The organism is Nonomuraea composti (genome assembly GCF_012034275.1).
Lineage (GTDB): Bacteria > Actinomycetota > Actinomycetes > Streptosporangiales > Streptosporangiaceae > Nonomuraea > Nonomuraea composti.
Genome location: NZ_JAATEP010000038.1, coordinates 37,578 through 58,207, shown reverse-complemented (window position 1 = coordinate 58,207; position 20,630 = coordinate 37,578). Strand labels below are relative to the sequence as shown.

The following is a 20,630-nucleotide window of genomic DNA, read 5'->3' as shown; positions in this document are numbered from 1 at the left end:
CGTCCCTTCATGGACATCCCGCCCGACTCCACACCCATCGTCTGCGACATGACCACGCCCCCGACACCACGCAGGAGCGCCTGGACAAGCCCCGGGCCTGGAAGCGAAGCGCAGGATCGTCGTGGTCATCCGTCACGCCCGATGCGTAGGCATGCGATATCCCGGCGGAGGAGTGTGAAGGAGAGGCCCCGCACGGCTGTCATGGCTGTGGGCTGATGTCGATGACCTCGACCTTCACCTGCACCAGGTCGAATACCCGAACCGTATGGATGAGAGAGACCTGGGAGAAGGTGAACAAGGTATCCACGGTCAGCGGGCGGTAGGTAGCCGGTTGCCCTTTCTTCTTGCTCTTCAGTGCGATCGCGAAGATCACCGTAGGACGTGCCGGGACGGACATGCCGGGGCGGGTGGCCTTGACGAGCTTGTCCAGTTCTTCCCGTGCTTCGGGGTCGTAGCGGAGGGCGTCGTAGGACGTGAGAGCCTGGCGAAAGAGGTGGCTCAGTTCTCCCGACCCAGTGGGTGCCTTGACGTGGATGAATTCGCCGTTGGGCCCAAGGAGGTCGCACGCTTCGACGCCATGAGGGTGTTGGGTGGTGCGCAACACCTTCTTGTCGAGCAGTAGGAACTGGCCGTGCCGGGCGACCTCGTCGTTGTAGGCGTCCTCGCGGGTGAAAGCCGGATCCCACAAAGGGAGGGATATAGAGGGGGCCTGCGACAGCAGCTGCTTGACGTGATTGTGGATGGTCTCCAGGTGGGCGGTGCCAATTTCGTACCACTTGCCCTCGTGCAGGAAGTACCGATGTGCGTCCATGGGGATGTCAGCGGAGATCCACAGATGTCCCTTTACCCTCCGGCTCAGCGGCTCCTCACCTTCGTGGTCGGCGCAGATCTGGATGTAGCCGTCTCGGAGCGCTTTGATTCGCCGGCCTGCAGGAAGCGGTTGAGTCAGAGCCAGGATCGTCTCGAGGGACAGGTCCTCCTCCGTGGTGAACCTTCGTTGACCAATCTTCACCCTGTACGACTGGTGCTCTTCCTCCACGTCATGGCAGGCAAGGGGCAGCGCGAGGGCAAGTTCGCCTTCCGTGCCGCCGCCGAGCAGGTCGTCCAGTGAGTCGTTGAGCCGGGGAATTAATGGGTCTCTCGGCTTCAGCGCACGCAGGCGTGCGATGAACTCGAGTTCCTCGGCTGGAGACTCCTTGGCGCAGACCTTGCCGATACGCCGGAGGTCATCCAGCAGGTCCTCCGGGTCGGTGGCGAGGTGGACCTTGAGGGAGTCGGTGCCAGCCACGCTGATACGGCGTTTCCGCCCGCGGTTGAAGGTGAGTTCGACGTTGGCCAACTGGCCGGTGATCCTGCCAACGATCTCGCCGTACTCTTCGATGCCATACCAGCGGATGTTTTGGCCGCCGGGGACAGAGCTGCGCTCGTAACGTGGCTGAGCGAGCATGGCCGTCCGGGTGACCTGCCTGACGCTCTTTGGGTCGACGGCTCGTACGGCGAAGCTGAGGCCGAACCCTGGATCGATGAACAAGGGTTCGATCAGCAGGTGGCCCATGCCGTAGCTGAGAGCGAAGATCGCCTCGTCGACCGGGATGACGAGTACGGCGGCCGCCGTGCAGTTCGTCTCCTCGATGGAGGCGGAGGTCAGCTTTTCGAGTACGGCTGACCAGTCCGTGACGCCCTTGGAGATCGTGCCATGGACGAGGAGGGACGGGATGCCGGCGACGTCGACGGGGTCGGCCGTGAATCGCTCGTCATCCAAGTACCGAGGCACGATGACCTTCCGCAGTTCGTCCGGGTGTCCTCTTGCTTCTTGCAGGCGGTAGAGCGTGGTCTTGCGGGTCTCTCCAGGTTCGGGAGTGTTCGACTGCATCGCTGGTCTCCGGCCGGGTCGAGGGCGGTAGCTGGACGGGCCCTTCCGCCGCCCAGCTTTTACATATTGACACATTAGGTGAGAGAAGTACGCTCTAGATGATGACATAGTTAAAAGGGCAAGGTGGTCGTCATGCCGGACGACGACAGGTGGCTGCGGGGCCTTCCTCCCGGATGGAGTAAGGTCTGGCGCTGTATCGACAGCGGGGCCTCGCTTGACCAGCTCGCGCGTGCGACGGCGCAGGCCTTCGCTCGTACCTTTCGTGATGTAGGTGGTGTTCCAGAGCTGCGGGACATCGCCGATGAGGCTGTCCAGCGCGCGCAGACCAAGTGCTCGGAACTAGACCTCGGGATCGATGACCATGATCCGTTGTACGCTTCGAAGCACTCACCCACTGTGATCACCCGGCAGGTTGCTGATGCCCTTGTGGAGACCCAGGCCGAGAAGCTCGCAAGCTGCTCGACCTCAGAGGCTCAACAGGTCGTGGCGGAGGCTTCTCTCAAAGAGCTTGCCTTCCACTTCGGCTTCGATCGGATGGTCAAGGATGCAGTGCGCAGGGGCAAAGAACTCCTTCAGGTTCTGAACATCATGGAACTTGTCCTGGCGCATCCGCAGATCAAGGCTCTTGCCGGCAGGTTGCTACGGCATCCTGACGGGAAGGGGCTGCGTGCCCCCGGATTCAAGATGCGCAGCATGTCTACTTCCGACTTGCTTGAGACGTCTTTGGGAGATTTGTGATGGCCTTGCGTTCTGGCCGGTGTTGGTACGGTGCAGCCTGCTGGCCGGGCGGGATCGCTGAGCCTCCCGTAGATCTTGCGTGGGGCGTCGCCCTTACTCTGGACGGTCAGCGGGTCATGGATCGGCTTGCCCAGCAGATTCCGTGGTATGCGGCAGATCTCCTCGAGGTGGCAGCGTGTATTCATGCTGCTGATCGCTTGACTCCTCGAAAGGGGTGGAAAGGCTCAGCCTACGGCCGCAACTGGTCTCGAACGATGCGTGTGCGAATCCCCGTGAGGCGTCCGGATGTCTGGAACGCCAACGCAGAACAACTTGCGCAATTGCTTTGCTGGTTGTCTGATGACGAATGGATTCTTGAGTTCTGCCAGGGAGAGGGTCCTCTGACGCCAGGTCAGTCGCCCCTCTTCGAGGCGGCGCCTCCGGATGCCGATCCAGTCTTGTTTTCTGGAGGGATGGATTCGACTGCCGGGCTCGCGAGAGATCTCCTTGTGAATGAGCGGCGCATTGTGGCCGTCAGCGTGTTCACCAATAATTGGATGCTGTATCAGCAGCGTCAAGTCATCAAGAATCTGATCTATGGGTATTGTCTGCCTGTGCAGTTCAACATAAATCTACGTCTGTCGGGTGTCGAATCGAGTCAACGAACGAGAGGGTTTGTCTATCTCGCTTCAGGGATCGCTGTGGCCTGGACCATGGGACGCCGCCTTCTCAGGGTGTATGAGAACGGAATCGGCGCCATCAACTTGCCTTACTTGCGTTCTCAGTACGGTGCTCAGGCCACGCGTGCCATGCACCCCAAGACGTTGCACATGATGAGCGCTCTCGTCGGTTCTGTGACCGGTGAGGCGTTCAGCATCGACGCTCCCTACCTCACGCTTACCAAGGCGGAGTTGATCGCCTCCGTTCCAGAGGATGCCGATCAGGCGATTTGGCAATCAGTCTCGTGCGACAGCGGCTTTTCTGCCCGCGTTCGTGGCCGAACGCCCTGCGGCACCTGCACTTCATGCCTGCTTCGGCGTTTGGCAATCCACGCCTCCGATAAGAGGCATCTGGAGGCTGGCCAGCTTTATCGTCGGGCTGACCCGTCAACCAGCGAGCAGTGGGCTGCCATGGCCTGGCAAGCCCTACGTCTTGAGCGCTGCCTGCGAACTGAGGATCCGTGGAGCGCGCTCATGATGGAGTTCCCGGCTCTACGATCTGCGTCCAGAATGATCTCCAGCAACGATCTTGTCCGGCTCTACCGTACCTACTGTCAGGAGTGGGCCGTGGTGTCGGCCAAGTTCGGAGATACCCCCCCACCATGGGACAGGACGGCTGCGTGATGACCATAGATGTTGTGAGTACCGAACAAGAGAGCGCATCTTCACTAGGACTTCGGCTTCGAGCAGCCAGGGAGGCGCGAGGGCTGACGCAACAGCAGGCCGCCGCCGAACTGGGCGTCAGCCGTCCTCTCCTCATCGCGATGGAGAAAGGCAGCCGCGAGGTCCGCCCCGAGGAGTTGGTCCGGCTTGCACGCTTGTACGGCCGACCACTCAATGAGTTGCTCCGGCCATCAGCGCCGCCTACGGCCGTAGGTATCCGCTTCAGAGCAGCCCTCGGCGCGAAAGCGCCCGCCCCAGACATCGATGCACTGATCACTGAACTCGAGCGGATCGGAGATGACTACCTAGATCTCGCGCGCCAGGCTGGCGCCGATCTGCCGCGACGATACCCCGCGCTACGCACCCTCGACTTGAGCGCGGAGGAGGCCGAAGACCTCGCAACCGATGAGCGTAACCGGCTCGGCCTAGGGGACGGACCTATCGAACGGCTACGCGAGGTGCTGGAGAACGACGTCGGCATCCGGCTGTTCATCCTCCCGCTACCCGCGCGGGTCGCCGGCCTGTTCATCTACGCAGAACCCCTAGGTGGGTGCGTTGCCGTCAATGCCAAGCATCCGCTGGAGCGCCGGCGGTTCACGATGGCCCACGAGTATGCGCACTTCCTCGTCTCCCGTGATCGTCCCGAAGTAACCCTCCTCGGTCGTTCAACGAGAGTTCCCGAGGGCGAACGATTCGCTGATGCCTTCGCTGCGGCCCTTCTCATGCCTCGAAGCGGACTCGCCCGACGATTTCACGAGCTCAAGCGAAGCCAGGGGGGCAAGGCAACCCCCACTACGCTGCTGCAGCTGGCCAGGGCATACCGAGTGTCCGTCCAAGCTATGACTCACCGCCTTGAAGATCTACAACTCATTCCGGGCGGCACTTGGGACAAGCTGGTGGATAATAAGTTCAAGCCACGTGCAGCCGAGCGCCATCTAGGTATGAGCGAGCTGCTAGGAGAAGGGGATTCTCTGCCGCAGCACTATCGCACGCTGGCAGTGCAACTCTACGCGCAAGGCAAGATCACAGAAGGGCAACTAGCCCGATTCCTCCGTACTGACAGAGTAGGAGCACGCGACATCTACCGCTCTCTTACCGGCAGCCCCGACGTAAGTGACGATGGGGCTCCGCAAGTTTTCGACCTCGTTGACATAGATCCTACGGGCTGACTCTATGACCGCGCGTCTTCTGCTTGATGCCTGTGTCGCCATTAACTTGATAGCCACGCAGAAATTCGATGAGATCGCTGCGGCGAACGACCTCGTCTTTGTGATGGTAGACGAGGCCGCCCAAGAAGTTTCTTCCCTTCGAGACTACGTTGATGGAGAACGCGTCATTGTGCCAATCAATGTTGCGGAACGTCTCAGATCCGGGGCTTTGGAGTTCACGGCGCTGGCTGAGGACGAATTTCCGCTCTATGTGCAGTATGCGGCCAAAGTGGGTGATGGCGAAGCGGCGACCATTGCGGCAGCGGTCGCGCGTTCATTGCCTCTAGCCACAGATGACAGGGCTGCCCGCCGGCTTTGTGGAGAGATAGGCGTGTCCCGTTTGATCTCCACCTCACTTCTCCTGCGTAAGTATGCGGAGTCGGACGAACTTACTCCGAAAGAAATCTCGCGACTCCTCCAAAGGATTGAGAAGAATGCATCCTTCGTTCTGGGGCGAACTGACTCCGACTACAGCTGGTGGATAGAGCATCTAAGGCTTGAAGAGTAGTCCCAGAGCTTGGTGTTTGGGCGCGTGCGCGATCCTGCGATCAGGCCGCCCCTCATCTCTTCAAGAGGTCTGGGACTGCTGGCTCTATTATTCAGCAGGCATTGTGCGACGGTATGCCTTCGACGGTGAAGAGACCTTCACCATTGGCAGTTGCGGTCACCATAATGGCGGCAGCGTCGACGACGCCACACCCTCGCGCGACGCCGGAGTGGCGGAACCGCCCGTGCACGCGGTATCCGGTCGAAAATGCGTTTCGGGTGCCGGGCTGCGGTTACGGAAATCGAACATCACGGTCCCTGAAGGCAACGCCAAACATGGCGCTACAAGAGGCGTTCGCGATGAGCGGCAGCTTCTGCCCGGACTTCCGCGAGGAACGCCGCTGTGCGGCGCTTCTGCCATTCCTCATCGTCGAGGTCTTCAGCTTCGTCGAGTTCGGTCGCGTCTTCGGAGTACAGCAGCCAGCAGCCACGGATGCCGCTGAGCAGGTCTTCCAGCAGGTCGAGGGCCGGGCGGGCGGGATCCAGCGGCGTGATCCGCAGGTCGAGCGCGTCCAGGCTCGGCTCGGACTGGTCCTCGCGTCGCTTGTCGAGCAGTTGCTCGGCGGCGGCGATGCGCTGCTGGAGTGCGGTGATGTGGGGGATCTCGCCTTCCGCGACCCGCAGGGCGTCGCGGATCAGGGGCATCACCGCCTGGCGAGGCGAGGCGCCGTCAGCCATCAGCTCCAGGACGAGGGTGGGCGTCACGTGGGGAAGTGCCTCGATGTTGTCGGCTTCGACCACGACCTGGGTGGCGGGGAGCCCGAGCGACTCCGCGGTGACGGTGGCGGCCGCGTCCAGCCAGTGCGCGGCGGCGATGGCGGCTGCGGCGGGGTCGATCTCGGTGAAGAGTGCTTCGGGGCCGAAGGGGTTGTCGTGCAGCAGGTTGCTGGCTTGGGCGACTTGGAGCGGGGAGGCGTCTTCGCGGGTGAGGGTGACGGCCTGGCGGGCGCGTTCGGTCAGGTTGCCCAGCTCGGCCTGTTCGATGGCGGCCAGTTCGGCGCCGACGTCGATGGTGACGCGGGTGGTCAGCTCGGCGGCATTGAGGGCGTGCAGGGCTCGGCCGACCTGGTGGGCGGCTTCTTCTACCTGGATGTAGGACTGGATCATGTAGCCGTCGGAGGGCAGGTTGGGGTTCGTCAACGCGGTGAGGACGCCGGCGAAGGCGTCGCGTTCTTCCTGGCGGCGTTCGCCTTCGGAGTTGGGCTCGTGGCTGTCGGCGGCGCTGGCCGGGTGGGTGTAGCACCGCCAGCAGATCTCGGAGAGCTGGGTCAGCGTCTTGGCCAAGTTCAGGGCGTCTTGGCTGGGGATCCCGGTCGGAAGCTCGGCCACGTCCACCGCGGTGTCCCCCGACCCGGTGCTCCAGGAGGCAATGAGGGCGTGGCGACGGTGATCGACGGCGTACCGGGTCAAGGAGACTCCTCGCAGATGAGGGAGAACGGAGCTGGGACACGCTCAGCATGGTGCATCGGGGGCTGTGCGAGTACCGCATTCATGGGTGAGTCTCTTCTTTCGCTTGCCTTTGTCAGTCGGTCAGCGAGAGGCGATGATCCCTCCGACGCGGGCGTGAACGCGGCCGACGTGTTTGACTTGTGCTCGGCTACGGCCGGGCGTCACGTAGCCTCTGATTTCGCGGTCGGAGCAGGCGTGGCCTGCCAACTTGGCGCGAGGTTGAGGTGCTGCAGGGTGGGGCGGGGGTACCGTCAGCGTGTGGACGCGTGTGCTGAGCGGATCGCGTTGTTCCTCGCCGTGCGGGACGTGCCGTATGCCACGGACGGCGCTCACGACGCCGAGACGCTGATGGCCTTCGGGCGTGGCGACTGCCTGGCCAAGTCCGCCTACCTGATCGAGGGCTTGCGGGCGCTCGGGTACCAGGTTCGGCGAGTCCGGTGGTTGTACTACCTGCCCGATCGTCCGGCGGAGGTGCGGCTGCTGCCCTCACGAGAGGACGTGCACTCAGCGGCCGAAGCGTTGATCGATGGCCGGTGGACGCTGGTGGATGCCACCCACGATCCGCCCCTGGCCGCCGCCGGGCTGGCCGTCGCCGCATGGGACGGCATCACCGACACCGTCCCGGCCTACGAGCCGCGCGGGCCGCTGTGGCGAGCGGGGGACGGGCCCGCACCGGTGCCGAACGCCGACAGCGGCGAAATCGTCGATGCCGAGGGCGGCGGTCGCTATCAGCAGGCATTCAACCGCTGGTTGCGCGAGGTCCGTGCCGGTGCCGCAACTAACGCGCCCCGGTCCGGGGCCGGCTGATGGCCGAAGCCTCGCCGCTATCCTTTGATGCCGCCTTTGCCCGGCACACCTACCTGGTCATCGACTTTGAGGCGCTGACCCCTGCCGGGCGGTCCGCTGTTCCGGTGGAGGTGGCGGTCCTCGCCCTCACGGTCACCGCCACCGGCTGGTCGGAGCTGTGGAGTTTTGAATCGTTGATCGCGCCGCCCACCGGGGTGCTGGTTACCTCGTTCGACGTGCGTATGACGGGTATCACTGCGGCGATGCTGGCCACGGCTGCCGGACCCGAGCAGGTCATGGCCGGGCTCGATCGCCGGCTGACGGTGCCGCCGTACCGGCTGGTCGCCCACCACGCGCCCACCGAGGCGGGGCTCATCGCCCACCAGCGGCTGCACTGTCCTGTCCTGGCGGCTGTCCCGCTGCTGGACACCGTACGGCTGGCCCGCGCGCTGTACCCGGAGCTGCCGTCGCACCGCCTGGACGATCTGATGAGGTATCTGCGGATTGAGCCGCCTGGGCGTCGTCATCGGGCGATGCCGGACGTGCAGGTCACGGCGCGGGTCTTCGAGCGCCTGGTGGCTGAGGGCGGGCAGAGGGGGCGCTGGCGCACGCTGCCCGATCTCGACCGGGTGGGCGGACTGGCGCCCAAACGTCTGGCGCCATCGGGCGGAGTTCAGGTCGGGTTGTTCTGAGATCGTGAACGCGGTTGTGCAGTGTGGTCAGGGAACTGCCGGCGCGTTGTTCGTTCGCATGAAGTGTTGCAGGGCGATATGTCCTTCGGCGGTGAAGCGATCTTGCCGGTTGGCGGTTGCAGTGACGGCGATGGCGGCGGCGTCGGCGGCGCCGCATAGGGACATCAGGTGCTGCTCTGCCGGGCTGGGCTGGCGCCCGTAACCCTCGTAGAAGGCATCACGCAGGTCATCGCGTGCGAGGAGGGCGCGCATGCTGATGCGGAGGAAGTCACGACCGGCGGCCTCGTAGCGGCTGGTCTCGAAGTCGATGACGGAGACGGTTCCGCCCTCGGAGAGAAGGAGGTTGCGGCTGGTGAAGTCCAGATGGGAGGGAACGGCTGATTGGGGCGGCAGATCTTCGAGGCGGGTCAGGCAGGCGTGGGTGAAGGCGAGTTCCTCGGCGGTGAGCGGGGCGGTGTCGCCGGCGAGCTGAGCGCGGATGTAGGCGGCTCGTTGCTGGCCGAAGTCGGGCAGGAGCTGGGGTGGGGCGGCCGCGTGCAAGCGCCGCAGCAGGCGGCCTGCCTGGCGGTAGGCGTGCTGCTCGCTGGTGGGGTCGAGGCGTTGATCGCACAGGGGTGTGCCGGGTAGGGCGGTCATCACCAATAGGTGGTGCTCGGGGTCGGCGGCGATGAGGCGGGGAGCGTGGGGGGCGAGGGCCGGCGCCCAGTGCCGTAGGGCGTGGTGTTCGCGGGCGAACATGGCCGCGGTGGTGTTGTGTTTGGCGATGATCTCTTCGCCGGTCGGCAGGCGGAACCGCTGGATATGGGTGGTGGTGTCGTCCCACGAATGATCGGCGGTGGGGGTGACGGGTGTTGCGAGGAGCCGGGTGACGTGGTCAGCGAGGGTCATCAGCGGCGGTACCGGCGAGGAACGCTGCGGCTTGGTCGGCGGCCTCGGCTGGGGTGCAGGTGGTGGTGTCGATGACGTGGGCCTCGGTGGCCAGCCATTCGGCGTAGGCATGTTCGTAGCGCGGGAGGTTCCGGAGCCGGAAGCCGGTGACCTTCTGGGAGCGGGCCGGGTCGTCGGGGAACATCTGGTGGCCGGTGATGCGTTCGCGCACGGTTGCGGGGTCGGCGTGGAGCAGGATGTGGTGGACGGCGATGCCGCGCTTGTCCAGGGCGGAGAAGATCTCCGTGGCGTAGTCGTGGCGGAGCAGGCTCATGGGGGCGATCAGCGGGCCGCCGGCGTAGGCGAGGACTTCGGCGGCGGTGGCGGCGACCAGGGGTCGCCATGGGGGCAGCTCCTGGAAGTCCTTCTCGCGGCCGGGAAGGATGGCGCGCAGCATGAATCCGACCTCTTCGGGGTCGAAGAGCAGGCTGCCGGGGATGTGAGTGAGGAGGTGCTCGGCGACGGAGCTCTTGCCGCCGCCGAAGGGGCCGTTCAGGAAGACGATCATGTGGTTCCTCAGGGATGTGAAGGCTGGGTGTCAGGTCAGCATGTCAGGGGTGGGCAGGGCCGGAATGCGGTTTTGGACCAGCGCCAGGTCGAAGTGATGCGCGGCGACGGCCCACACCCGATGTAGTTCCGGTTCCACCGCGGTCGGCGGCCGTAGGGTGCACGCGGTGGAGTGTCCTGGCGTCATGCGAAGGGTGGCCGTGGCGTAGGCGCCTCGCGCGGTGGAACGGTTACGGAGCTGGAGCGCCACGAGTACGGGGGCCGGGACGAGGGCGGACACCGCGACCTGAACTGCGAACTCGTGCCCTGGGGCGAAGCGGCTGGGTGTGTTCAAGGTCAGGTTGAGCCGGTTGCTGCCGACGGCGGCCGGGCCGCATCGAGGGCAGGTGAGCGCGAAGCGGCCGTTCTCGGCGATCTGGTTACGAGGGGATCCACAGTAGGGGCAGCTGCTGGCTGACTGGGGCACTTGTGCGAGTAGCGGCGCGGACAGCGCGGTGAACAGGCGGCCGAAGGAGCCGCTGCGGGTGCGGTGAAGGATGTCGAGCGCGGCCTGGGCCCACGTCTGAGCCGCCTCCTCCAGAATGCTGGTCGATGCTGTGGCGGATGCCGTCGCCCGGGCTTGGCGCATCTGCTCCAGGCACGCTGCGAGCTCGGGGTCGGGTCGCTGCTGGCACAGGGCGAGGAGGCTCTCCTCCCACGTCGTGGGCGTGTTCCGGACCGGTGTAGACCGGGGTGGTGCGAGAGCACCGGTGCTCATGGTGGGCGTGTGTCTGTGCTGTGGACTGGTGCGGAGGGCGCCTTGGTCGGGATCTCCGAGGAGCAAGATCGAGGGGCTGATGCCATGTAGTGCGGTCGGGCGGTTGAGGTGGTAGACGACTTCCCCGAGTGGTAGGCCTGCTCGAAGGAGCCGTGTCGTGTGAGCTGGTTCGGCGGAGCCGGTTGCGGCGTCTCCGCGCAGCAGCCCGAATGTCGCCGACGGGTAACCGTCGCACGCGTCCAAGGCGAGCGCCACGTTGGAGGGGTACTGCTCGGCTGGGGTCAGTGTGATGGCGTTGCACACGAACAGCCCGAGCACGCGGGTCCGTAGCTCGTGCGGGCGTAGTAGCTGCAGGGGCGCATCGCGCGCGATCTTGCAGCGGGTACGTGTACAGCCTGCCGGTATGACCTGGCCGTCCATCGTCCGTTCGGCGTCACCGGTCAGCCCGCACAACAAGTAGGGGCCGAGATGGGCGTGAGCTGCTGAGCCGTGGGCGTCGACCACAAGGTGTCGCGTGTCCTGGCCGATGGCCTCGGCGAGCGGTATCGGAGCATCTGTGACCAGGTCATGTGCGCAGCCGGTAGAACCCTCAAGAAGGAGATCGGCGCAGGGCGCGTTCCCGCTGGAGGCGGCAAGGATCTTGGCCAGACCGAACACCTGCCCGGCAAGGTCACGGCCGGTCAGCAGACCCACGCGGACACCGACTTCGGCGCAGGAACGTAGGAGAGGGAACAAGCCTGCGAGCGAACACTCCGCCGCGTCCGCCACGATCAGCAGACTGGTGTCGGCGGAAGCCGGCGTTACGGCCGACAGTGTGGCGGCCGTTGTGTGTGGGCGGTGCAACGCCTCGGCGGCGAGCCGTCCGATCGGTGCGGCCTTCGCGATGGACACCACGCGAGACCCGCGACTCGGAGTGGGAGCGTGAGCGCCGTCGGGGGAGTACCAAGCCATGACTCGCGCCCAGCGGTGCGCCCGATCGGGATCAGCCGGCCTCAGCAAGGAGATGCGGCCGGCCCAAAGATGCTCCGTAGCCTCCCGCAGGTCGCTGGCCCAACTGCAGGAGGCGGGAAGGGCGGTCGTCATGGCGAGTCTTCCGGGATGGTCGTGGCCAGGGCATACAGTCGCAGTCGCCGGGCTGGCAGTGCGGCCAGGCGCGATGCCGCTCGGTGAGCGGCTTCCAGCCCCAGCTGGTGTCGGGCGTCGTCCGGAAGCCGGGTGTAGGGCCACGCGCGATCTTGCAGGGCAGCTACGGCGTCTTCGACCGCGGAGGCGTCGTCCCAAACGGCGAGATCATGGCTCTGAGTCGTGTGGCCTCGGCCGGTCAGGTGGTGAGTCACCCGCTCGTCAGTCCCCTTGCCTATGAAGACCGGCGGCGGCATGTCATGGAAGGCCGCTTGCCGGTAGGCGTGCTCGACCTCGCTGACCGCGTCCTGGCCCAGAGGATGCACCAGCAGCCTGAGCAGAGTTCCGCCGGGCCGGAGCACACGCAGCGCTTCGTCCACCGCACGTAGGGGGTCGGCGGTGAACATCAGGGCCTCGTGTTCCACGACGACGTCGATGCTGTTGTCGGCGGTCGGGAGGGCGAGAGCGTCGCCCACCTGCACGGTCACCTGCACCATGGGCCGTGCTCGTACGAGGTTGGCCATGGCGGGCGAGTACTCGAGGGCGAGGTAGGAACGGGATCCTGGAGCGAGGTGGCGGGTGATCCGGCCGGTGCCCGCTCCCACCTCCAGGACATCAGCGTCGTTCAGCCACCGACGTGCACATTCAGCCAGGCCGGAAGCCATGTCAGCAGGTACATGCCGGTGACGGTCGTAGACCTCGGCGAGCGCGGCGTCGTACATCGCATCTCCGCGCAGCAAAGAAGGGCCCAGGTCCACGGCGCCCAGCATGCTGCTCAGTTGGGCGGTCAGGTGCTGCCAGTCCCAGACGAGCGGCGCTTCGAACAGGTGGAGACCTGCGTACCGGGCATGGCGCAGGAGGGGAATGAGCGCTCCGATTGCGGAAGTCAGCCCGTCGGGGGTGAGGGGATCGCAGCTCAGCGAGGTGGCGAGGGCTTGTTGAGTGGCGCTGCCGAGATACCGGGACAGGAGGAGACCAGGGGCGGGGGCGGCCTGGTGGCGGGCCAAGATCGTTATCGTGTCTGTGGCGGCGATGCGGGCCCGGTCCAGCGCATGTGCGGCGGCCAGGGCGTCGCCGCGCTCATGGGCGAGCACGCTCTGGGTGAGCGACCAGGCCATCTGGGAAGCCGCAGTCTGGAGCGCGCGGGCGGCAGCAGTGCGGAGGGCCGGCGTCCAGGGGGGAAGATGTTCGACGTCGCTGCTCGGAGAGGTTGCTGGAGCGCCGGGTTCCTCAACGTCGTGGGGCAGGAGCCGCACCTCTGTGAGCGTGCCGTCGGCGGATTGCACGCCGATTGAAGCGAGGTGAGCGGAGATGCCGGTGATTGCGGCGTGATCAGCGAGCGCGTCAACGATATCGGCCGTGCTCTTCGGCGTGGACAGATACATCACTCGATAGCCGGCGGTGGTGGCCTCTCCGCTGCCAGGCGTGGGAAACGCGGTGCTGCCGTGGGCGTTCAGCAGGCCGGCGATCATCGGGCCTTCTCCGAGGCACGAGGTTGGGGGTGTGGCCGGTTGGTCGAGAGGGAAGCCGCGGTCGGCGAGGGCTTGGGCCAGCGCTCGTGCGCTGGTGAAGGGGACGGCGCTCATGCCGCATGTGTGTGCGGCTCGTACGTTGGCGGGATTGTCGTCGGTGAAGAGGATCTGGCGTGGGTGGAGCTCCATGAGGGCGGCCGCGGTGATGTAGGCGGCGGGGGCCGGCTTGGTGGCGCCGATGTCCGCCGAGTTGACGACCACGTCGAAGAGGTGGGTAATGCCGTGAAGGTCCAGGTCGGTGGGAACCGCATCGGTGTTGTTGGTCAGGGTGGCGATGCGTAGCCCGGCGGCCCGCGCCTGGCTAAGGAGCTTGACCATGTCCGGGTCGACCTCGCCTCGATCGCTGGACCACAGATCGGCGGCGCCGGCGGCTTGGGAGCCGAACTCGGTGACCAGACGGTCCCGGACCCGCTCGACCCAGGCGGCATACGTCAGCAGCCCGTGGTGGGCTGCGTCGAAGTCGTCGTTGTAGGCCAGGCGGCGGATGGTTCCTTCAGGAAGCCCGTACGCGGCTTCGGCGCGGCGGCGGCCGTGGCCGCGCCAGAGCCGTACGACGCCGTCAAGGTCCACGAGCAGGCCACGAAGAGTCATGGCAGCTCCTTCCGCGTTGTGGTGATCGCGAGTGCGAGGCAGGCGGGCGTCGGGTCCGCCGTGAAGTCGGTGATGGTGATCCGGGTGGCGTGGCTTTCGTTGACGCCGTGAACGAGCGCGGGCACTGCGATGGAGTCGCCGCCGTCGGCGAAGAAGTCGGCCCCCGTTGGTGACGTGCCGGTCAGGCGCTGCCAGAGAAGGGCGACGTCTTCGGGGAGATCGACATCCGGATGTACGGGCGGTGGGTGCCCAAGCTTCGTCAAGGCTCCGCGATCGAGCTTGCCGCTGGTTGTGCGTGGCAGGTCGGCGACCAGGCGGAGACGTGAGGGGACCGCGCTGGGAGGAAGGTGAGCGGCCAGGTGACGGCGAAGCTGTGCGACCGTGACGGGCACGGACGCCACCGCGTACAAGCTCAGAGCCGGGCCGTCTGGTGCGGGGACGGCGCAGACCGCGGCGGCCTGGACGCCGGGCATCCGGAGCGCGATCGCTTCGATCTCGCCTGGCTCCAGGCGTACTCCGCCCAGATTGAGTTGCTGGTCTGCTCGGCCGACGAAGGTTAGCTGGCCGTCATCCAGTTCGCGGACGAGGTCGCCGGTTCGGTAGAAGCGGCGTGGTCCCGCACCGTCCAGATCGAGGTGTACGAAGCGGGACGCGGTTTCTCGGCTCATCCCCAGGTAGCCCTCGGCCAGGCCCATGCCGCCGAGATACAGCTCACCGACTTCTCCGGCGGCTGCGGCCTGGCCGTCGCTGGTGAGGACATGCGTGATGACGCCGGGCAGTGGCCGGCCGATGGGCACCGGGTCCAGGTCAGGCGTGATGGGCAGCGCCATGACCGCTTCGACGGTCGCCTCGGTGGGGCCGTAGGCGTTGGCGACCCGGTACCGGCTCAGCCACTGCTTGAGCGGTGCAGTGTGGAGGGTCTCGCCGCCCAGCACGATCAAGCGCAGTGCGTCCAGCTCGGCGAAGGGCATGGTGGTGAGCGTCGTCGGGGTGCAGGTGAAGGCGGTGATGCGCTGGTCGTGCAGCCAGGCCACCAGTTCGGAGCCGATGCTGCGGTGCCGTGGGCCGGGGATGAGCAGGTGGGCGCCCGCGGTCAGGGTGGGGAGCAGCTCCCACAGCACGGCGTCGAAGCACGGTGCGGTGAGCTGGGCGATCCGGTCGGACGGGGTGAACCCGTACAGGGTACGCAGTGCTTCCGTCCGTGCCGCGAGTGCGTCTTGCCGGACGAGGACGGGCTTGGGTGTTCCCGTGCTGCCGGAGGTATGGAAGACGCATCCCGACGTGGCTGGCGGTTGGTCAAGTGTGACGCCTGTCGTTGCCCCAGGGGCGACAGCGGTTGTGTCGGCTGCCCATCGTGGGGGCTTCCCGTCTGGGGTGATCGCCGTTCGGGTGGAGCAGGCGTCGGTGATCGCGGCGAGCCGGCCGGGAGGATGGCTGATATCGACGAACGCGGCGACGGCTCCTGCCTGCCAGATGCCCAGGAGGGCGGCGCACCACTGTGTGCCGGGCGGCAGCGCCAGCAGCACCGTTGATCCGGCCACGTTGAGTGGCTGTAGCGCTCCGGCGACGCCGGCGGCGTCCCTGATCAGGTCGGCGTAGGAAAGGGTGTGCCCAAGGTGGGTGTCGGTGACTGCGAGGGCTTCAGGGTGAGCGGTGGCTTGGGCGGCGATGGCGTCCAGCAGCGTGTTGCTCATGGCGTGCCTCGCTTCGTGATCTCGGCGTGGGCGTAATCGAGGAGCTTCAACGACGTGGTGAGATCCAGGTGGGGCACTGAGAGGTTCACGCGCAGGCGTGCTTGCCCGGGGTACAGGGTCTCCCAAGCCGGAGCGCTTCCGCCGAACAGCAGCATCGGGTTGAGCTTGAGGTGGTGGTGGCGGCCGATGGCGTTGACCCAGGCGATGACCTTCTCCGTATCGCCCAGGGGTGCGTGTACGCGGGGGAGCAGCGAATACCCGGCCATGGGCCGCAGCCCGTCGCCGGTCTCCAATAGCGGGCTGGGGTGGTCGTTTAGCAGGGCGAACGCTCGCGTGAAGTGTGCTGCCATTCCACGGAGGTGGTCGATGATCTCGACGCAGGTCTCCAACGTGGGGATGGGAGCGACATCGTGATCTGTGAACTGGCTCCGGATCCAGCTGTACGTCTGCTCGAAGGCCCGCATACCTCCCGTTCGCTCGGCGTCGGCCAGCAGCAGGACCGTCAGGTAGAGCAGGACGGTCTGGCCGATCATCGGGTTGATGGATGCCGTGCGGTCGAATTGCTCTTCTCTGGCCGCTGCGATGAGGGGTGGGTGCCCGCTGATGAGGATGCCGGCCCGTAGGCCGGGAACGCACATGTCCTTGGCGGGCGTCATCATGACCGCCGTGGCTTCGAGGCCGCCCGCCACCAGGGCGCGGGCCTCCTGCACGACCCGCGCGGTGGCCTGGGCGGAGCCGCCTGCTTGGAAGACGACGTCGAGCACCGTGAAGTCCGTGTCCATCTCGGGGCGGGTGAACAGGGTGCCGGTGACGCCGTTGGGCAGGATCTCGACCATGGCTCGGTACCGGGTGTCGATGCCGGTCGTCGCTGCGGTGCCGTCGTAGCGGTAGCGGCCCGCGATCACGCCGCCGCGCCGCCGGGTGGTCTGTTCGAAGGCGTAGTAGCACGGCATGGGCAGCACCAAGCTGGTGTCGCAGGCAGCGAGGAAGCCGGTGACGATGCTGATGGCCTCGGTCGAGCCATGGGTGAACACCACCTGGTCGCCGCTGACCGGCACACCGAGGTACGCGCCGGCCAGCGTGGCGGCGAGATCGCGGTCGGCGGCATCGGCCCGCGTCCCGTACTCGGCGATCCGGCCGGTCTGGACGCAGGTACGCAGGATGGTGCTCAGGTGGTCGGTGACCGCCCGAGCGGCCGGGTAGAGGTTGTAGCCGTAGCCGATCTGGGAGCTGGATTTCGGCACTCCCTCGCGGAGGCGGTGATAGACCGCTACGCAGTCCACGTCGGCGGGAATCGCGGGTACTCCGATCATGTCGCGTCTCCCGTGATGATCTGGTGCACCAGAGGCGGCTCAGCGGCGGGAGCGTCGCCGATGGTGAAGGCCGCCTGCGCGGCAGCGAGCAGCTCCGCGTCGCCTCCGGTGCAGGTGTGCAGTTCGGCGACATCCGCGCCGGCCTCGACCTTGGCGCCAACCCCCACGAGCAGCCGGATACCCGAAGCGGGATCAACAGCCGCTCCCGCCTGCTCGCGGGCTGCCCCCAGGCGCCCGGCCAGACCACCCAGAGCGGCAGCATCGATCGACTGGACGACACCACCGCTGGGCGTGAGAACGCGGACCACATGAGGCGCCCGCGGGAGCCGCGCGGGATCGTCGATGGAGGCGACGTCGCCTCCGTGCATGCCGACCCACGTACGGAAGACGTTCTGAGCCGATCCGTCGGTCAATGCCTTGCGCAGGCGCGCGTCGACCACCTCGTTGGGTACGGCGGGCCACGCGGCGGCAGCTACTTGGCCGGCCAGGGCCAGGACCAGGTCGTTCAGACGTGGCACGTAGCCGCCCGCCAGGACGTGGAGCGCTTCCGCGACCTCCAGGCTGTTGCCGATGGCGCTGCCCAGCGGCTGATTCATGTCGCTGATCACGGCGCGGGTGGGAAGGCCGTTCTGGCATCCGATGGCGACCATCAGCTCCGCCAAGGCGCGGGCATCCTCTAGGTGGCGCATCATCGCGCCGCCGCCGGTCTTGACGTCGAGGACGACCACGCTCGCCCCGGTGGCGAGCTTCTTGCTCATGACCGATGCTGCGATCAGCGGCAGGGAGTCGACGGTGGCGGTCACGTCCCGCAACCGGTACAGGGCGGCGTCGCCTGGGGCGAACGCGGAGGACTGGGTGGCAATCGCCATCCCTGTCGTCTCCAGACTGGCCTTCACCTGCTCAGGGGTCGTCGGAAGGACCAGGCCGGGGATCGCCTCAAGCTTGTCGACCGTGCCGCCGTGGTGACCGAGCGAGCGGCCGCTCATCTTGGCCATGGGGATGCCGACGGCCGCCAGAAGCGGCGCCAAGACCAAGGTGACGTTGTCCCCGACTCCTCCTGTGGAGTGTTTGTCGGCGACGAACGTGTCTTGCCCCAGATGCAGGCACTGGCCGGTATCGGCGAGAACGCGTGTCAGTTCGGCGGTCTCCGCGGAGGACAAGCCGGAGCAGGTGACCGCCATCAGCCACGCGCTGATCTGGTAGTCGGGAACGCGCCCGGCGAGGTGGCCACCGATGAGAGCGGCGATGTGCGCAGGGGCGAGCCCGGATCGAGAGCGGGTCCGTTCGATCAGCTCCGGTACAGGCGGGCACGGAGAGAGGTCGTTCATGCGGCGTACTCCTGAGCGGTGAGGCGGCGGAGGATTGTGGCGATCTGCGGCTGGTCGGCCAGGCGCCAGCGCGGTACGCGCGCGGCCCGCAGCGCGGCGACGTGCTCGGCGATCACATCGGCCGGGCGGCGGGCGAACACGGCGGCGGTCACCAGATCGGCCACCAAAGGCATGTCGTCAGTGGTCAAGCCGACCGACAGCGGCTCGGCCACTCCCAGCCGCAGTGCCGGACGTCCCTGCATGCCGGGCAGGTCGGTCAGGACGTTGACGCTGATGCCGGCCTCGTCCAGCCGCCTGGCAGCTGTGTCGGCATCGACTCCGGCACGCGCGCTGTCCACCCACAGTTGGTGGCCGCCGCTGTAGCCACGCTCGGCCGCCTCCGGCGGGAGGCCGCGCTCGGCAAGGTGAGCGCCCAGCAGTCGGGCGCTCGCGATGATCTGCCGGCTGTAGCCCAGGGGATCGGCGGCGAGGAACTCGGCCGCTGCCAGGCCGAGCGCGCAGGTGACCGCGAGATGGTGATTGGAGATCATCTCCTGTTGAGCGAGCCCGATCTCGGCAGCGAGGTGCGCATCGCGGGTGGCAATTAGAGCGTGCTGAGGGCCGGGGAACGTCTTGTGCGTGGATCCGCCCATCGAGTCCGCTCCCGCGTCCAGCGGGTGAGGTATCGCGCCGCCCAGTACGAGTCCCATCCAGTGCGAGATATCGACGTGAACGCGGGCGGAGGTTCCGGCCGCGCGTATCGCCGCCACCACCGCCTCGGCGTCCAGCGGGAACAGCGCGTGCGAAAGGTCCAGGTAGACCAGGGACGGACGATGCCGCGCGACCAGCGTGGTGAGGGCATCGAGATCCAGGCTGTGCGGATCGGGCCCGCTCGCGAGGACTGATGTCAGGCCCAGGCGCCGGGCCAGGCCGGCGGTGGCGTAGTGCCCGCCCTGGTCGGCGTGGATGCTGATCACTGTGGTGCCCGGGCCGCCGCCCAGTGCGGACAGCACCAAGGCCATGGCCTGCAGTCCGCTCAACGTCCGCACGTTGACGTGCTCGGCGCGCGTCAGCCGGCGCAGCAGCGGCAGGGTCAGCTCGGTCTCCACCCGGGAGGCTTCGCGGGCCGCCGGGAAATTCCAGGAGTTCGGGTCGTTGCTGGTGTTGAAGAAGTACCGGTGCCCGCTGTCGAGTCCCAGGGCGATGCGGGCCAACGGGGACGTGTGGTTCTCGCTGGGGATCATGTTGAGCCGGCGCTGGGCCTCGCGCTCCTGCCGGGTGAGCGCCTCCAGCGCGGACACCACGTCGCTGATCAGACGATCGCTCACGACGCGTCCCGCAGGAAGAGACCGCGGAGCATGCGGCGAGGCCGGTCGGCGACGTCGCGGTAGGGCGTACGGCCGTGGCAGATGCGGGAGTTGGACATGATCAGGCCCTGTCCGGCCTGCAAGGTGAACCGCAGCGCGTACGGGGAGTCGGGCTCGGCCAGCACCTGCAGCGTCGTGAGCGCCCGGCCAAGCGCTGCCTCCTGCCCGTTTCCCGGATCCCAGAGGTCGTTGCCGTCCCGGCTGTAGCGCGTGACGAGCGTGCCGTTGACGACGGCGAACGCCGGGCCCCAGGTGACATCGGAGGAGCCGTTCACGGTGGCCCGTCGTCCCAGGACTCGGTCGGAGAGAAGGGCAGCGGCGGCGTCCGGGTCGGTCTTGGCGAGCTGCCAGAACGCTCCCATCGCGTTGAAGAGCGTGCTCTGCCCGCCTTCGGCAGCTGGACGGATGCAGAGCAGGATCGAGGTGAGCACCTCTCCGATCGGCTGGAGCAGGCCATCGACGTGCAGTCCCTGGCCGGAGGCGGAAACGGCTGGGTGCGCCACGTGCGCCGCCGACGCGGTCAGTGTCGAGATTCCGCTCGCCGCCACCCCGATCGCGCCGGCACGGCGGTAGAGCGGCGGAACGAACGGCTCACCCAGGCCCAACGCCTCCGCCAGCGCGAGCAGGCGCTCCTGGGTCGGCGGCTCGGGGCAGGAGGTGACCGCGAACCCCGCGCAGCGGAGTTGCCCGATCACCGCGGCGAGGTCTTTGGCCTGCGGGGAGTCGTAGGACGCCACCGGGATCGGGCTTACCGAGGTGGGGAAGGCCGGAAGCTGGTTCTCGTCGGTGGTCGTGATGACGTGGTGCAGGCGCTGGGCCAGCACAAGAGCAGCCATGGGGGTACGCCTTTCAGGCTTGGG

17 protein-coding genes are annotated in these 20,630 nt (G+C 66.8%); 6 read left to right on the top strand and 11 right to left on the bottom strand.

From position 1 onward, the window contains the following. Positions 1 to 199: 199 nt before the first annotated feature. Positions 200 to 1,873 (bottom strand): DUF6119 family protein, encoded by a 1,674-nt coding sequence (locus HCN51_RS39440; RefSeq protein WP_168017182.1) that lies wholly within the window; start codon positions 1,871 to 1,873, stop codon positions 200 to 202. Positions 1,874 to 2,005: 132 nt separating this feature from the next. Between HCN51_RS39440 and HCN51_RS39435 the strand changes: the two genes are divergently transcribed. The 4 genes from HCN51_RS39435 to HCN51_RS39420 all read left to right on the top strand — a co-directional run bounded on the left by HCN51_RS39435 (position 2,006) and on the right by HCN51_RS39420 (position 5,688). After that, on the top strand, positions 2,006 to 2,611 hold the full coding sequence (locus tag HCN51_RS39435; protein ID WP_168017181.1) for a hypothetical protein: 606 nt from the start codon (positions 2,006 to 2,008) through the stop codon (positions 2,609 to 2,611). A 116-nt stretch (positions 2,612 to 2,727) separates the two neighbouring features. Next, positions 2,728 to 3,933: a 7-cyano-7-deazaguanine synthase gene (locus HCN51_RS39430; RefSeq protein WP_168017180.1), complete on the top strand. Its 1,206-nt coding sequence runs from the start codon at positions 2,728 to 2,730 to the stop codon at positions 3,931 to 3,933. Continuing rightward, positions 3,912 to 5,141, top strand: coding sequence for an XRE family transcriptional regulator (locus HCN51_RS39425; RefSeq protein ID WP_168017179.1), 1,230 nt, complete (start codon positions 3,912 to 3,914; stop codon positions 5,139 to 5,141). Before HCN51_RS39430 ends, HCN51_RS39425 begins: the two co-directional genes overlap by 22 nt. Positions 5,142 to 5,145: 4 nt before the next feature. Continuing rightward, complete coding sequence (locus HCN51_RS39420) at positions 5,146 to 5,688, top strand: hypothetical protein (protein WP_168017178.1); 543 nt, start codon at positions 5,146 to 5,148, stop codon at positions 5,686 to 5,688. Positions 5,689 to 6,008: 320 nt separating this feature from the next. Here HCN51_RS39420 and HCN51_RS39415 read toward each other — a convergent pair whose 3' ends face one another. Then, complete coding sequence (locus HCN51_RS39415) at positions 6,009 to 7,061, bottom strand: hypothetical protein (RefSeq protein ID WP_206068408.1); 1,053 nt, start codon at positions 7,059 to 7,061, stop codon at positions 6,009 to 6,011. A 372-nt stretch (positions 7,062 to 7,433) separates the two neighbouring features. On the opposite strand from HCN51_RS39415, the gene HCN51_RS61710 reads away from it, so the two are divergent. Both HCN51_RS61710 and HCN51_RS39405 read left to right on the top strand, forming a co-directional pair. Then, positions 7,434 to 7,982 carry a transglutaminase domain-containing protein gene (locus HCN51_RS61710; protein ID WP_168017176.1) on the top strand — a complete coding sequence of 183 codons (549 nt, stop codon included), beginning with the start codon at positions 7,434 to 7,436 and terminating at the stop codon, positions 7,980 to 7,982. Continuing rightward, entirely contained in the window at positions 7,982 to 8,653 is a 672-nt protein-coding gene (locus HCN51_RS39405; protein ID WP_168017175.1) for a 3'-5' exonuclease, read from the top strand. Before HCN51_RS61710 ends, HCN51_RS39405 begins: the two co-directional genes overlap by 1 nt. 27 nt (positions 8,654 to 8,680) lie before the next feature. On the opposite strand, the gene HCN51_RS39400 is transcribed toward HCN51_RS39405, so the two are convergent. From HCN51_RS39400 to HCN51_RS39360, 9 genes are all read right to left on the bottom strand, one after another. Next, on the bottom strand, positions 8,681 to 9,541 hold the full coding sequence (locus HCN51_RS39400) for an aminoglycoside phosphotransferase family protein (RefSeq protein ID WP_168017174.1): 861 nt from the start codon (positions 9,539 to 9,541) through the stop codon (positions 8,681 to 8,683). Next, positions 9,528 to 10,088 (bottom strand): AAA family ATPase, encoded by a 561-nt coding sequence (locus tag HCN51_RS39395; protein ID WP_168017173.1) that lies wholly within the window; start codon positions 10,086 to 10,088, stop codon positions 9,528 to 9,530. Before HCN51_RS39395 ends, HCN51_RS39400 begins: the two co-directional genes overlap by 14 nt. Positions 10,089 to 10,118: 30 nt before the next feature. Next, complete coding sequence (locus HCN51_RS39390; RefSeq protein ID WP_168017172.1) at positions 10,119 to 11,735, bottom strand: hypothetical protein; 1,617 nt, start codon at positions 11,733 to 11,735, stop codon at positions 10,119 to 10,121. Between the two features lie 188 nt (positions 11,736 to 11,923). Next, the gene (locus HCN51_RS39385; RefSeq protein WP_168017171.1) at positions 11,924 to 14,089 is read right to left on the bottom strand and encodes an HAD-IA family hydrolase; all 2,166 of its coding nucleotides are present in this window, start codon (positions 14,087 to 14,089) and stop codon (positions 11,924 to 11,926) included. Continuing rightward, positions 14,086 to 15,783, bottom strand: coding sequence for an AMP-binding protein (locus tag HCN51_RS39380; protein ID WP_168017170.1), 1,698 nt, complete (start codon positions 15,781 to 15,783; stop codon positions 14,086 to 14,088). The genes HCN51_RS39385 and HCN51_RS39380 overlap by 4 nt, the downstream gene beginning before the upstream one ends. After that, positions 15,780 to 17,096 (bottom strand): aminotransferase class I/II-fold pyridoxal phosphate-dependent enzyme, encoded by a 1,317-nt coding sequence (locus HCN51_RS39375; protein WP_168017169.1) that lies wholly within the window; start codon positions 17,094 to 17,096, stop codon positions 15,780 to 15,782. The genes HCN51_RS39380 and HCN51_RS39375 overlap by 4 nt, the downstream gene beginning before the upstream one ends. Beyond that, on the bottom strand, positions 17,093 to 18,424 hold the full coding sequence (locus tag HCN51_RS39370; RefSeq protein WP_168017168.1) for a thymidine phosphorylase: 1,332 nt from the start codon (positions 18,422 to 18,424) through the stop codon (positions 17,093 to 17,095). Before HCN51_RS39370 ends, HCN51_RS39375 begins: the two co-directional genes overlap by 4 nt. Beyond that, a complete protein-coding gene (locus tag HCN51_RS39365) occupies positions 18,421 to 19,731 on the bottom strand; it encodes a PLP-dependent aminotransferase family protein (RefSeq protein ID WP_168017167.1) in 1,311 nt (436 codons plus the stop codon). The genes HCN51_RS39370 and HCN51_RS39365 overlap by 4 nt, the downstream gene beginning before the upstream one ends. Continuing rightward, positions 19,728 to 20,606, bottom strand: coding sequence for a TauD/TfdA family dioxygenase (locus HCN51_RS39360; protein ID WP_168017166.1), 879 nt, complete (start codon positions 20,604 to 20,606; stop codon positions 19,728 to 19,730). The genes HCN51_RS39365 and HCN51_RS39360 overlap by 4 nt, the downstream gene beginning before the upstream one ends. Positions 20,607 to 20,630 lie beyond the last annotated feature (24 nt).